This window comes from Pseudoflavonifractor sp. 524-17 (assembly GCF_009935845.1).
Taxonomy (GTDB): Bacteria; Bacillota; Clostridia; order Oscillospirales; family Oscillospiraceae; genus Pseudoflavonifractor_A.
On sequence record NZ_QWEK01000043.1, the window covers coordinates 18,340 to 31,225 of the forward strand.

The following is a 12,886-nucleotide window of genomic DNA, read 5'->3' on the forward strand; positions in this document are numbered from 1 at the left end:
ACTGGCGATATCCGGAAAGATATCGCCAGTCATCATTTATCCGCGCATTACAGCGGTATTTGTTTGCCTTAAATTTCAAGGCCCAGCCGTTCGGCAATCTCCTCTGGAGTAAGCCCTGCCTGTTTGGCCTGTACCATGACAGATTTCATGGTAATGGGATGGAGTAGCTTTTGCTTCTGCGCCTCAAGTACCTCGATTTCTGCGGTTTTCTTGGAAATCTTTTCCTCGAGAATGGCTACCCGCTCTTCTACGCTTCTTCTTCTTCCTGGCATAATAGAAACCTCCACAACAAGATATTTTTACTATAAAATACATGGAGTTAAATGTCAATCATTTTTTAAAAAAGAAGCGGAATTTTAACGAAAAGAATGCGGAGCGCAGAGAGCGGCAAACGGCGGTTGAAAATTTTCTCGTTTGTTTTGGCGCGGTGCCCCCAAAAGTTAGACGAGCTTTGTGAGAAGAAGATTTATTCTATCCGGCAGCTGCTCAGACGTCGCGGACAGGGCAAGTCTTCCTTGCTCAGTCCGCAGCCCTCCTTGGATAAATTGTGCAGCAATACGCACTGCCAACCTGCGAGAAAAATGATTCTTCAACGGGCTGAGTCCCGGTAATAATGAATGCGTGGGGAAATGTAAGCGCATTTATATCAATAAGGAAACTCTTGATTTGAAGCGTGTGCTCTGTGAAGCTGGCTGGGTCATCTCTGAACAAATATGCATTATGTTTTGCTGCTGCTGGCGTATTAAGTAATACGAAGAAGAAAAATGTGCCACACTTTTTGCGGCAGGTAATTGGCGCCGGGGGTCTGGGGATTGGAGGGCTCCAGGCCCCGCTCCATGGCGATTTTGCCGGCGGCGAGGCCCAGATCGCCGATTTCCCGGGCTCCCAGCAGATAAGGACAAAAGCGGACTTGCCTGTATTTGATTTATAGATACAAAAATGCTGTGATATGATGTATAAAACTACAGTTTGCGGCAGAGATTGACTTGAGTGGAGAAAGGAGAAGGCGATGACGCTTCAGCAGCTGCGTTATTTCTGTACTATGGCAAATGTACCGATACAAAGGCGGCGGAATCCCTGTATGTATCCCAGTCAAGCCTGAGTTACGCACTGTCTGAGCTGGAAAAAGAGCTGAATGTACCGCTGTTTGAGAAGCAGGGTAAGCAAGCGTTGCTGTCTCAATATGGAGAGGTCTTCCTCCCCTGCGCCCCCAGGACGCACTCAACGAGGTATCAAAGGGAACTGTGGCGCTGGAGCAGATGCTGCCCCCTACCATTAACCTGGGCTATATTACCAGCATCAGCGTGGAGTTTATCCCCCAGATCATCAACGCTTTCTTTGCCACCCAGAAAAACCGGAATATTTCTTTCAACTTCATCTCAGGAAGAAACTGCAATATGGTGCGCCAGCTGAAGGATGCGGATCAAAAATCCCCCTACCCGGATTGTGCATTTTCCGTGGAATAAGTACCGGCAGAGCCGCAGGAAAACGGGGATCTGCCATAACTGCCTCTGGAGCGAAAAAGGGCGCCCTGACCGTTGCCGCAAACCCTTCTACGGCAACGGTCAGGGCGCCTTTTTTCAAAGCAGACGCCCCAAAATCTCATGATAGCTGGGGTTGCAGGCATTCCGTATGGCGTTGTTGTCGTCCCTGCCAGTTATCAAACAAGACCTAATCGCTGGCACTGGCAGCTTTGACCGCCTTTCTTACAGTTCCAAAGAGGTTTGATAGACCCAAAGATGTTTTTGTGAAAATTTCGGAAACCGCCGGCGGGGAATGTTCGAATGCACAACTGATTTTGAATTTGCAGAGAAAAATATGTTCTGGTGCCATATGCTTTTCCCCAGGTGTTCCATTAAACTATATATTAGATAGATATAGAGCGGAACACATGCCGAGTGATAGGGGAATTGCAGATAATTTTCCGGATATTGGGAGGAAATGTGGATGGGGACGGAAGCAGAGCAGGCGTTGGACTGGGTAGAAAGGTGCTGCTGTCAGCTCATGCCTCTGATTTCACAGGTAAACCGGGCGATCTGGACCTATGCAGAGCTGTCGGGGCAGGAGTATCAATCTGCAGCCCTTTTAGTCCAGGTACTGAGAGAATACGGCTTTTCCGTAGAAGAGGACGTATGCGGCCGGCCCACCGGGTTTATTGCCTCCTATGGATCTGGCGGTCCGGTAATCGGCTTTTTAGGAGAATACGACGCGCTGCCGGGGTTAAGCCAGGCGGCGGGGGTGCCGGAGCCCGCCCCGGTAGCGGGAAGCGGGTTTGGTCACGGCTGCGGACACTGCGCTTTGGGGAGCGGGTCCCTGGCTGCGGCGCTGATAGTCCGCCGCTATTTAGAGGAAGCGGACTGCCAGGGGACAATCCGGTACTATGGCTGCTGCAGCGAGGAGAGCGACGGAATCAAGCCGCTGATGGCCCGGAGCGGGGCCTTTGACGACGTAGACTGCGTCTTTGCCTGGCATCCCGGGGGAGAGACCGGCGTACCAAATACCCAGTTAGCGGCTATGCAGGGATTTCAAGCGGTGTTTCATCTAAAAAGACCCCGGGCGCGGGGGGAGGTGAGTCCGGCGGCGGATGCCTGTGAATTGATGAACGTTGGCGTCAACTATCTGCGCAAACACGTTTCTCCCGACGCGCGCATCCACTACGCCTATACTGACCCGCTGAAGGGGACAGAAGAACAGGCCGCTCTGAGCTATGTAGTCCGGGCCCCGCGGCTGAGTGAGGTCAAGGAAATTTTGGAGCGGGTCACCGCCTGTGCCCGGGGCGCGGCCCAGATGACGGGGACACAGGTGGAGATCCTTCCCCAGAGCGGCTGCGCAGATCGGTTCCAGAACAATGCGGTGGCCCAGATATTGAGCGGCGCGGCGATGGCTGTGGGAGCGCCCCGGTGGGAGCGGGAGGACTATGACTTGGCAAGGGCCTTTCAGGCCCAATACGGCGGGGCCGCGGCCCGGACGCTGGAGGAGCTGGTCCGGCGGAAGTATCCAGGGACACCGCCGGTGGAGATCAGGGATCACCCATTGGACACCACAGTGGAGCCCTTCGACCCAGAAGTCTGCAAGAAGAGCGGGGCCTCCTCCGATGTGGGGGACGTGGGATACGCGGCGTCCACGGCCTCTATGCGGGTGGCCTGCGCCGCCCTGGGGACGCCGGCTTACTCCTGGTTTATGACGGGGATGGCGGCCTCCTCCATTGCTGAGAAGGGGATTGCCTGCGCGGCGAAGATCCTGAGCCTAGCGGCAATCCGCGTGTATGAAACACCGGCGCTGCTCCAGGGCGCCCAGGCGAAGCGGCTGGAGCGGATTGGGGGAACGGACCTGGGTACGATTTTTTAAGGAGGAATTTTCAATGGCGGCAGAACATGCAAAACGCTTGATAGAAGAAGCGGTAGACCGGCGGGCGGAGCGCCTCATCGCCATCAGCGATGCCATCTGGGACTGCCCCGAGGGGGGATTTCAGGAGTTTCAGTCGGTGAATATTCTGATAAAGGGCCTGGAGGAAGAGGGGTTTGCCGTGACCCGGGGGCTGGACCGTATGGACACCGCCTTTCAGGGCGTGTGGGACAGCGGACACCCTGTGGTGGGCATTTTGGGAGAGTTTGACGCCCTGCCGGGTCTGAGCCAGCAGGCCGGACGGCCGGAAAAATGCCCGGTGAAGGACGGAGCCTACGGCCACGGCTGCGGCCATAACCTCCTGGGTGCGGGAACCCTGGCTGCGGCCATTGCCATCAAGGAGTATTTAAAGGAGTCCGGCCGGGGACGGTGATCTATTTCGGCACCCCGGCGGAAGAAGGGGGCGGCGGAAAGACCTTCATGGCCCGGGACGGCATTTTCAAGGGGGTGGACTTTGTCTACACCTGGCATCCGGGCTCCATTAACCAGATGCGGTCCAACCATATGGCCGCCACCTCCTCCAAGGTGTACGAGTTCAAAGGGGTAGCCGCCCACGCCGGTGCCGCCCCCCACCTGGGCCGCAGCGCCCTGGACGCCTGTGAGCTGATGAATGTGGGGGCCAATTATCTGCGGGAGCATATCCCCACGGACGTGAGAATGCACTATGCCTATCAGGACGCCGGCGGATCCGCGCCCAATATTGTCCAAGCCCACGCGGCACTGAAGTATATCGTCCGGGCGCCGTACATTACCCAGGTGACGGAGACCTTTGAACGGCTTGACAAGATTGCCCAAGGCGCGGCTTTGATGAGCGGCACCACAGTGACGGCTCGGACTGGGGGCCTACTCTGAGTTTGTATAGAATGTGACCCTGCCCGGGTGCTGGATGAGGCGTTTCACGAGATCGGCGCTCCGGTGTGGGATGAGGTGGACTACGCCCTGGCCAAGGGGTTTACAGACTCCCTCACCGACAGCGAAAAGGCGGCGGGACGGGCCATGATCCTGGAGCGCTACGGGAGAGGGCAGCTGGAGGAAAAGCTGGAGCGTCCCCTGGACACCATTGTGGGGGAGTACCTGCCGGACCAGGTGACAAATGTGTTCGGCGCCACGGACGTGGGCGATGTGAGCTTTGTGGTGCCCACAGCGAAGCTGAATGTGGCGGCCAACGCCCTGGGAACCCAGTTTCACTCCTGGCAGATGGCGGCCCAGATGAAAATCCCCCATTGGCCGCAAGGGAATGCTCATCGCCGGAAAAGTGATGGCTCTGGCAACGGTCCGCGTGATGGAGGATGGGGACATTCTGGCCCGGGTCCGAGGGGAGTTTATGGAGAAAAACGGCGGTGTTTACAGCTGCCCTCTGCCAGAGGATGCCGTGCCCCCCAAAGCAATCTGAGCCGGACGCTGAGCGGAGGTAGCATATGCTGAAATACATCTTAAAACGGTTACTATAGGCGATTCCCACCTTTTTGGTAATTACAGCAGCGGTATTTCTCCTGTCCAACGCGGCGCCGGGCAGTCCGGTGGACCTGATTAAGGCCGCCGGCGGCCTGACTCCCGAGGCGGAGCAGGAGCTGCGGATCCAATACGGACTGGACAAGCCTGTGATTGTGCGCTATGGCATATGGCTGGGCAACATGCTGCGGGGGGATTTCGGCATCTCCAGCCGCACCAACCAGCCGGTCTGGAACCTGGTGCGGGAGCGGATTGGCCCCACCTTGATTCTCACCCTCACCTCTCTGGTGATCGCGCTGCTCATCGCGGTGCTCTTGGGCATTATGGCGTCGCTGAAGCCATACTCCGCATGGGATACTGCCTCCTCCTTCCTGGCGTTTATCGGCGCGTCCACACCCAGCTTCTTTGTAGCCCTGGTGGCCTTGTATCTGTTTTCCGTGCGCCTGGGAGTACTGCCGGCCATGGGAATGCACTCCAGCGGGGGCGGCGGGCTGGGAGATCTGGCCCTCCACCTGGTGCTGCCGGTGTCGGTGACGGTGATCCGCATGATGGGTACCTATATCAAGCAGACCCGGGGCAGTATGCTGGACGTGATGAACGAGGAATATGTAAAGACTGCCCGGGCCAAGGGCCTGGGGGAGGGCACGGTGCTGATTGCCGCGGCGGTGCTCATCGCCAACCTGCTGATCGATCTGCTCTGCACCTATCTGGATCCCAAGATCCGGTTTGACTAAAGAGAGGTGGAGAACATGCCGAAAAAGCAGGAAATGTCCCAAAAGGACGGCTTTATCCACAACTTTTCCAAGCATAAACTGGCGGTCATCGCTTTCTTTATTCTGGTGCTGGAGGTTGCCGCGGTGCTGCTGGTCCCCGCCCTGCTGGGTCTGGACCCCATTACCACGAACAAGACGGCTTTCAGCAGTCCCGCCACTGCCGCATATCTTCTGGGGACGGACGACGTGGGCCGGGACCTGCTGGCCCGCCTACTTACCGGCGGCCGGGTATCCATGACCATCGGCCTGGGGGCCACCATTGTCAGTGTCCTGGTGGGTCTGCCCTTGGGGCTGGTTGCCGGCTACTACCGGGGCAAGGTGGAGACCTTGATTATGCGCAGCGCGGATATCTTTCTCTCCTTCCCGGCCATTGTGCTCAATCTGGTGATTGTGGCAGTGCTTGGCACCAAGGTTCCGCTGGTCCCGCTGCTCATTACGACGATCGGAGTGCTCCGCTGGCCGGCGGTGGCCAAACTGATCTATGGAAATGTGCTGTCCGTGCGCGGCCGGGAGTTTGTAGAGGCGGAGCGGGCCATTGGCAGCAGCGACTTTAAGATCATCTTTAAAATCGTGCTGCCCAACTCCATTGCGCCGCTGTGGGTGTCTTTGGCGTTCCGGATCTCCGATGCCATGCTTACCGAGTCGGCGCTGAGCTTCCTGGGGCAACATTATCCAGGCGGCCAAAAACCTGAACGTACTGACCAACCGCTGGTGGCAGTGGGTGCCGGCGGGTGTGTGCCTGATGGTGACCATTGTGTGCCTGAACTTTGTGGGCGAAGGGGTGCGCGACGCACTGGATCCCACGGGGGATGCGGACGCCTTGACTGCGGCGGCAGCAGGGTATATGGCCAGTCTTCCCAGTCGAAAAGCGCCCTTTGTCTTCTCCTGCTTCAACGGGACGAGCGGCGATGTGCAGGTGCTGACCCACGAGCTGGGCCATGCCTTTGCCAGCTATCTGACTATGCGCAGCCAGCCAATCAAAGACTTTTTCGCCAAGTCGACTGATATCTCAGAAATCCACTCCATGTCCATGGAGCAGTTCGCCTATCCCTACGCAGGGTGGTTTTTTGGCGATCAGGCGGATAAGTTCCGTTTTTCCTATCTTCAGGAGGCGATTACCTTCGTCCCCTTTGGCGTGGCCGTGGACGAATTCCAGCATATCTGCTACAGCTGCCCGGAGCTGACCCCCAGGGAGCCGCACTTTGGAGTGGCGGAAGCTGGAGCGGAAATATATGCCCTGGCGGCAGTATGAGGACGGCAAATTTATGGAACGGGGGGCGATTGGTATCACAAGCTGCATATCGTTCTCTACCCCTTCTACTACATCAACTATACCCTGACTACTATGGGAGCTCTGGAGTTCAAGCAGAAGATGGCCCAGCAGCCGGAGGCGGCGTGGCAGGACTATCTCCGGCTGTGCCGGCTGGGGGGCAGCAAGGGCTATCTGGACACCCTGCGGACGGCAGGGCTCTCCAATCACTTTGAGGCGGGTGCCGTGGCCCGGGCGACCGCCTGCGCCAGGGAGATTTTGCGCAAAGGGTGTGAACAGTGTAAGAGATGAGATAGCCGAAATACTTAAAAATCCGGGACGGCAAGGGAAGGATTTCCCTTACCGCCCCGGATTTTGTTAAAATTCAAGTCCCATGCCGTCATAAGCCGCTAAAATATTTCGTTCAGCGCCCCAGGCGGTTAACTGCTCGTGAGTCATCTCACCGTTATGGCTGAAATGGTTGATTACCTTTACTGTGTGCTCATCCACGCAGCCCAGCTCGGTGAGCCTCTGGAACATGTCCTCGTCGTTGGGCAAGCCCATGTGGTATCCTGGGACAGCCTTTTTCCCCATGGTCGCGTCCAGGCTGACAAGATCATAGCGTTCCGCCGTAATAAGCGCCCAGGCCCGGGGACTCAGATTGACGCCGGTGTCGTGGCCGTAGAAGATCGTTTTTCCGTCCTTTTTGCAGATGTAGACCAGGCACTCCTCCCGCTTATCGTGGTCGGCAGGAACGGCAGTGATCTCCCATCCGTTGACCTGGATACGGTCGCCGCCGCAGATGACGTGAACGTTCACCACGCCGTCGATGGGATGAGATTGAAAGCGGTCAATGAGAATATGGGCATCAAAGGCATCCTTTACAGCCTGGTTGCCATAGACCTCTAACGTGCCGGTTGCCCCATGGCCAAAGTGTTCATGGCGGTGGATGAGGTCGGTGGGGAACCAGTGGTCCATGTGGCTGTGGGTGACCAGCAGCGTGCGGACCTTGGACAGCTCCAGACCGTATTGCAGGGCGTGGCAGTAGGTGTCCGGGGGAAAATCAATGAGCAGCTCGCCGTTCAGGATGGCCTGGGTACGGGTGCGCAGGTTTTTGCCGCCCTGCGCCCGGGCGTGTGTGCAGATGGGACAGGAACAGAACAGAGCAGGCCAGCCCTCAGCGGCAGCGGTGCCTAAATAGCGGATGTTCAATCGGGAACCCTCCTTTTCTAAGGGGTTGTTTCACATCTAAAGCCGCTGCGCCTCAGCGGCGGGGCAAAGCCATTTCACACAGGGTGTTATGGCAGGTTCTGTACGTCAGCTCAGTCCAGCTATCCGGCCTATCTCCGCCGGTCCGGATAGAGGCTGGGCGCCAGACGGTACTGCTGGATATCCATAAGGGTCTGTCCCTGGGCGCAGAAGGAGATCCGGTCCGCCTCCTGGGGTGTATAGAGGGTGGCAGAGAGGACCTGTTCGCCGCCGTTGACAAAGACCTCCACAGAAAAGCGGTCTAGAATCAGGCGCAGATCCAGCTGCCCCTTCCGGGCGCGGACGGGGACGCTGCGGCGGGGGACCTGTCCGTTGGGAAGAGCGGAGCGGGCGCGATCCAGGGTGAGAAGATTGTGGTCCGGCTGGAAGAGGAGCGCGGTAAAATGGTGTTCATCCTGAGCAAATTTCAGGGTAAATGTCCCGCTTTGGACCTGGAGCCGGAGGGTTAAATCCAAGGTCCGGCCGGAAATCCCGGGGAAGGCTGCGTCTCCGGAGACCGCCAGCCCTTCATAGGCGGTGCATTCCCCGCGCCAGCGCTCCAATTCCCGAATGGGCCGTTGGATCAGCCGTCCGTCTTGAAGATGCAGCTCCCGGGGGAGGGTCATCTGACCGAACCAAGTCTGCCCTTCAGGCACACATTTAGCAGTGCTCCAGTTCTGCATCCAGGCCACTATAATCCGGCGTCCGTCCGGCGCCAGCAGCGTCTGGGGGGCATAGAAGTCCAACCCCTGGTCGATAGGAAGGACGCTGCGGCGGGTGAACTGATTTGTCTCCCTGTCCCAGCTGCCCAGCAGGCAGAGGGACTCATATCCACTTTGAAAGCGCGGGTCGGGGGGGACCAGCTCCTGGGGGGAGACCAACAGTACAGCTTGGCCGTCCAGCTGAAAAAAGTCGGGACATTCCCACATTCTGCCCCACTGATTTCGGGAGCGATCCAGCATACCCTCCAGGGTCCAGTGTTCCAGGTCAAAAGAGGTGTACAGAAGGATCGCGCCGCTGCCGTCCTCTGTCCGGCTGCCCGCTGCGGCGAACCATCGGGCTCCCTCACGCCAGAGCTTTGGATCGCGGAAATCGTGGGTGCAGCTCCCCGAGGGGAGCTGGTCCCCGGTGATGACCGGATTGTTCCGGTGCTTTTCATAGTTGATGCCGTCGCCAATGGCGATACACTGGGTCTGATACTCCTGTCCGGCGTCTTTCTGAACGCCGGTGTACATCAAAACATGCCGCCCATCGGGGGTTTCTGCGGCGGAGCCGGAGAAGCAGCCGTCCTGGTCGTAGGGCTGGTCGGGGGCCAGGGCGGCAGGCAGGCGCTCCCAATGGAGCAGATCCTTTGATTTGCAGTGCCCCCAATGCATCGGGCCCCAGGCTGTGCAGTAGGGATGGTACTGGTAAAAGAGGTGGTACTCTCCCCGGTAGACAGAGAAGCCGTTGGGGTCGTTGAGCCAACCCGCTGTGGGGGTCAGATGGAACAGCGGGCGCTGTTCGGGGGAGAGGGCGGCGCCTTGGGCCGCCTCATAGGAGCGTGCTTGTCTCAGCTGTGGGAAAGGCATAGGCAGTACCACCTTTTTCTTATCGTATCAAACCTGAATCACTTTGTCCAGCGTCTTACACGCTCCGGTCTGAATGGAGAGCGTTTCATAGTCGTCAGAGTTGGTCACCAGCACCACGACCACATCAGGATGGCTGGCGGCGGCAATTTTAGCCCGGTCGAAGGCGATGAGCCGATCCCCCGCCTTTACCTGCTGGCCCTCCTGGACAAAGCATGTAAAACCATCGCCGTTCATGGCGACTGTGTCTACACCTACATGGATGAGCAGCTCCATGCCGTCGGGGGAGGTAATGCCCACCGCGTGGCAGGTGTCCGTGACAGAGGCGATCTCCCCGTCAAAGGGGGCGACCACCAGGCCGTCTGCGGGCTGGATGCCAACGCCTTGGCCCAGGACGCCGGCGGCAAAGGTCTCGTCGGGAATTTCCTCGGAGGGGATCACGGTGCCGGCCACAGGGGCGTACACTGCGCCGGGCTGGCATGAGACGGCGGGGCGGTCAGACCGCAGGGCCTTCTTCTCCGCCGGAGCGGCGTCCTTATAGCCGAACATCCAGGTCAGGGTGAAGGATACACCGATGGCAATGGCGCCCATGATAATGTAATGGATGGGGCTGTGGAGGCAGAGGAGCAGTCCGAACAGGCCGGTAACACCGGTTCCGCTGGCGCCCAAGCCCACGATGGAGGCATACATGGCGCCTGCCGCGCCGCCGATGGCGCCGCAGACAAAGGGCTTGAAGTGGCGCAGGTTGACGCCGAAAATAGCGGGTTCGGTGATGCCCATGAAGCAGGAGAATGCGGAGGGCAGGGCGACGGACTTGGTCTTTTGATTTTTGGTCTTCAGCGCCACGGCTAAAGTGGCCGCGCCCTGAGCCATATTGGCCGCCGAGGCCAGAGGGAGCCAGTAGGTAAAGCCGTAGGCGCTGAGCTGGCCCATATCAATAACGGTGTACATATGGTGAATGCCGGCCACCACAGTGGTGGAGTACAAACCGCCCATCAGGAGACTGCCCAGGCCCAGAGGCAGGGTAAGCAGGGTCTGAATACCGCCGATGATGCTGTTCTCGATGGTGACGAAGATGGGACCGATGACAGAGTAGGTCAGGTAGCCGGTGACAAAGACGCTGACCAGGGGGGTGACAAACAGGTCAAACATGGCGGGGACGGCCTTATGCAGGCGCTTTTCAATGAAGCACATCACCCAGACGGCGATGATGACCGGGATGACATGGCCCTGATAGCCCACCAGGTCCACTTCATACAGCCCGAACCAGACGCTCTGGGTTTTGAGCACCCCCTGGGTGGCCACGGTCCAGGCGTTTTGCAGGTCGGGATGGATCATCAGCATACCGATGACCGCCCCCAGATATGGATTGCCGCCGAAGGCCTTGGCGGCGCTGTAGGCGATGAGAATGGGCAGGAATACGTATGCTGTATTGGCAAAAAGGTTGGCGAAGACGAAGATGGAGCCGGAGGTGTTGATGCTTAGAAAATCGTTGTTCACCATGAAGTTCAGGGCTTCCATGATGCCCATAAGGAAGCCGCTGGCCACAATGGCGGGAATAATGGGAACAAAGATGTCGCCCAGGGTTTTGATGGCGCGCTTGAAGAGATTCTGCTTGGCGGCCGCCGCGGCTTTGACCTCCTCCTTAGTGGCGGCGGTGAGGCCGGAAACGGCGATAAACTCGTCGTACACCTTGTTCACCGTGCCGGTGCCCAGAATGATCTGGAGCTGGCCTGAGGCGCTGAATACGCCTTTAACCCCGTCGATGTCCTCCACGGCCTTGGCGTCACACTTGGCGTTGTCCGCCAGAACCAGCCGCAGCCGGGTGGCGCAGTGGGCAGCGGAGACCAGATTCTCTTTCGCGCCCCCCTTTTCATAAATTTCCTGCGCTGTCTTCCTGTAGTCCATAGCGTACGTTCCTTTCTTGTTCTATTTTGACCCTTGTACAGGGTGAGCGACAAAATACTCTGCGTGAATACGTATTCTCTTTGCGGTCGAAAAAAGGACAACAAAATGTCGCCCTTTTTATGTGCTTTCCCGAAGTACCAGTTCAGCGGAAAGAGGGTGGTCGAAAAGCTCCTGCTGTCCGGGGTGCTGGATCCGGTCCAGCAGCCGCGCCACAGCCTCCTGAGCCATCTGGGCGATGGGCTGAGATACACTGCTCAGCCTGGGATTGAGGTAACCGCCCATAGAGGTATTATCAAAGCCGATTACCCCAACCTCTTCCGGAACGGAGACGCCCAGGCTGCGGAGCGCATCCAGAACCCGCAGGGCATAGATGTCATTACCGGCAAAAACTGCCCCCCGGTCCGGCAACTGATGTACCCAGGCCGCCAAAGCCTGATGCAGCTGGGTGTCATCCTGATAGACGATATTGGAGGTCCAGGCATCAAAGCCCGTCTGAGCAAGAGCCTGGCGGAAGCCGGTGTACTTTCCGTCATAATCCTTTCCGATAAACAGGAAACGCCGGAAGTCCCGCCCCAGCAGGTATTCTGCTACCATAGCCCCGGCCTGGAAATGGTCCACATAGACTGAGTCCAGACCCTCTGCCCGGCGAGTGACGGTCACAACAGGTACGTCAAGCTTTTTTACGTACTCCCGCCACTCAGGGCTGGTCTCCCGGATGGGGACGGCCAGAACGCCGTCCACCCGATAGCGGCGGACAACATCTAAATACTCGCGCTCATTCCGGGGATTGTAATCGCTGTTGAACAGAATAATGCTGTACCCGCTTTTCCGGGCCGCTGTCTCAATCTGCTTGACCAAATCGGCAAAGAAGCCGTTGGAAATGTCTGTGACCAGTACGCCGAAAAGCTGGGTCTTGCTGCCCTGCAATCCTTTTGCCAGGGCGTTGAACTGATAGTCGTGCTCCCTGGCGCAGGCCAGCACACGCTCCCGAATATCCGGCGCTACAGTTTGGCTGCCGTTGAGTACCCGGGAAACAGTAGGCTGGGAGACGTGTGTCAGTTTTGCAATTTCAGTCATTGTAATCATAGGCAATACCGTGTGAATTCGTATTCTCAAAGGATATTTATAAGATAACACAGCCTAAATCGCAGATCAATTCGCAGAGCGCATAAAAATTCAGGTATTTTTTTAGCTGTATCGCCAGACTCTAGAGTCTGTTTTAAAACTAAGGGATTGTGTGTAAAGTGCCGAGCTGATAAAATGGAGCGCATGAAAAGACATGA

General features: G+C 57.7%; 14 protein-coding genes and 1 pseudogene. 10 read left to right on the forward strand and 5 right to left on the reverse strand.

The window, feature by feature from the left end; genetic code table 11:
- Positions 1-68 precede the first annotated feature (68 nt).
- Positions 69-272, reverse strand: a complete 204-nt coding sequence (locus D1159_RS14265; protein ID WP_161846323.1) for a hypothetical protein — start codon at positions 270-272, stop codon at positions 69-71.
- Between the two features lie 410 nt (positions 273-682).
- Between D1159_RS14265 and D1159_RS14270 the strand changes: the two genes are divergently transcribed.
- The 10 genes and pseudogenes from D1159_RS14270 (at position 683) to D1159_RS19250 (ending at position 7,191) form a co-directional block, all read left to right on the forward strand.
- Positions 683-931 (forward strand): hypothetical protein, encoded by a 249-nt coding sequence (locus D1159_RS14270; RefSeq protein ID WP_161846324.1) that lies wholly within the window; start codon positions 683-685, stop codon positions 929-931.
- A 313-nt stretch (positions 932-1,244) separates the two neighbouring features.
- Positions 1,245-1,466 (forward strand): hypothetical protein, encoded by a 222-nt coding sequence (locus D1159_RS19745; RefSeq protein WP_243152301.1) that lies wholly within the window; start codon positions 1,245-1,247, stop codon positions 1,464-1,466.
- A 481-nt stretch (positions 1,467-1,947) separates the two neighbouring features.
- Positions 1,948-3,348, forward strand: coding sequence for an amidohydrolase (locus D1159_RS14280; protein WP_161846326.1), 1,401 nt, complete (start codon positions 1,948-1,950; stop codon positions 3,346-3,348).
- 13 nt (positions 3,349-3,361) lie between these two features.
- Positions 3,362-3,778, forward strand: coding sequence for a hypothetical protein (locus tag D1159_RS19750; RefSeq protein WP_243152302.1), 417 nt, complete (start codon positions 3,362-3,364; stop codon positions 3,776-3,778).
- Positions 3,775-4,257: a peptidase dimerization domain-containing protein gene (locus D1159_RS19755; RefSeq protein ID WP_347563702.1), complete on the forward strand. Its 483-nt coding sequence runs from the start codon at positions 3,775-3,777 to the stop codon at positions 4,255-4,257. Before D1159_RS19750 ends, D1159_RS19755 begins: the two co-directional genes overlap by 4 nt.
- 27 nt (positions 4,258-4,284) lie before the next feature.
- Positions 4,285-4,830: a hypothetical protein gene (locus D1159_RS19760; protein WP_243152303.1), complete on the forward strand. Its 546-nt coding sequence runs from the start codon at positions 4,285-4,287 to the stop codon at positions 4,828-4,830.
- Between the two features lie 41 nt (positions 4,831-4,871).
- Entirely contained in the window at positions 4,872-5,591 is a 720-nt protein-coding gene (locus D1159_RS14290; RefSeq protein WP_243152304.1) for an ABC transporter permease, read from the forward strand.
- 372 nt (positions 5,592-5,963) lie between these two features.
- A pseudogene (locus D1159_RS20255) lies at positions 5,964-6,236 on the forward strand (ABC transporter permease subunit); the annotation flags it as partial.
- 238 nt (positions 6,237-6,474) lie between these two features.
- Entirely contained in the window at positions 6,475-6,882 is a 408-nt protein-coding gene (locus D1159_RS19245; protein ID WP_347563703.1) for a M3 family metallopeptidase, read from the forward strand.
- Positions 6,883-7,002: 120 nt separating this feature from the next.
- Entirely contained in the window at positions 7,003-7,191 is a 189-nt protein-coding gene (locus D1159_RS19250; RefSeq protein WP_202621097.1) for a hypothetical protein, read from the forward strand.
- A 66-nt stretch (positions 7,192-7,257) separates the two neighbouring features.
- Here D1159_RS19250 and D1159_RS14300 read toward each other — a convergent pair whose 3' ends face one another.
- The 4 genes from D1159_RS14300 to D1159_RS14315 form a co-directional block, all read right to left on the reverse strand.
- Complete coding sequence (locus D1159_RS14300) at positions 7,258-8,091, reverse strand: MBL fold metallo-hydrolase (protein ID WP_161846327.1); 834 nt, start codon at positions 8,089-8,091, stop codon at positions 7,258-7,260.
- Between the two features lie 128 nt (positions 8,092-8,219).
- Entirely contained in the window at positions 8,220-9,698 is a 1,479-nt protein-coding gene (locus D1159_RS14305) for a glycoside hydrolase family 32 protein (protein ID WP_161846328.1), read from the reverse strand.
- Between the two features lie 27 nt (positions 9,699-9,725).
- Positions 9,726-11,603 (reverse strand): PTS transporter subunit IIBCA, encoded by a 1,878-nt coding sequence (locus tag D1159_RS14310; RefSeq protein ID WP_161846329.1) that lies wholly within the window; start codon positions 11,601-11,603, stop codon positions 9,726-9,728.
- 117 nt (positions 11,604-11,720) lie between these two features.
- Complete coding sequence (locus D1159_RS14315; RefSeq protein ID WP_161846330.1) at positions 11,721-12,689, reverse strand: LacI family DNA-binding transcriptional regulator; 969 nt, start codon at positions 12,687-12,689, stop codon at positions 11,721-11,723.
- Positions 12,690-12,886 lie beyond the last annotated feature (197 nt).

What these genes read in the sequence shown, in the direction of transcription:
- D1159_RS14305 (WP_161846328.1), bottom strand. Translation starts at nt 9,698, where the DNA reads ATGCCTTTCCCACAGCTGAGACAAGCACGCTCCTATGAGGCGGCCCAA.
- D1159_RS14310 (WP_161846329.1), bottom strand. Translation starts at nt 11,603, where the DNA reads ATGGACTACAGGAAGACAGCGCAGGAAATTTATGAAAAGGGGGGCGCG.
- D1159_RS19250 (WP_202621097.1), top strand. Translation starts at nt 7,003, where the DNA reads ATGGCCCAGCAGCCGGAGGCGGCGTGGCAGGACTATCTCCGGCTGTGC.
- D1159_RS19245 (WP_347563703.1), top strand. Translation starts at nt 6,475, where the DNA reads ATGGCCAGTCTTCCCAGTCGAAAAGCGCCCTTTGTCTTCTCCTGCTTC.
- D1159_RS14315 (WP_161846330.1), bottom strand. Translation starts at nt 12,689, where the DNA reads ATGATTACAATGACTGAAATTGCAAAACTGACACACGTCTCCCAGCCT.
- D1159_RS19750 (WP_243152302.1), top strand. Translation starts at nt 3,362, where the DNA reads ATGGCGGCAGAACATGCAAAACGCTTGATAGAAGAAGCGGTAGACCGG.
- D1159_RS14265 (WP_161846323.1), bottom strand. Translation starts at nt 272, where the DNA reads ATGCCAGGAAGAAGAAGAAGCGTAGAAGAGCGGGTAGCCATTCTCGAG.
- D1159_RS14280 (WP_161846326.1), top strand. Translation starts at nt 1,948, where the DNA reads ATGGGGACGGAAGCAGAGCAGGCGTTGGACTGGGTAGAAAGGTGCTGC.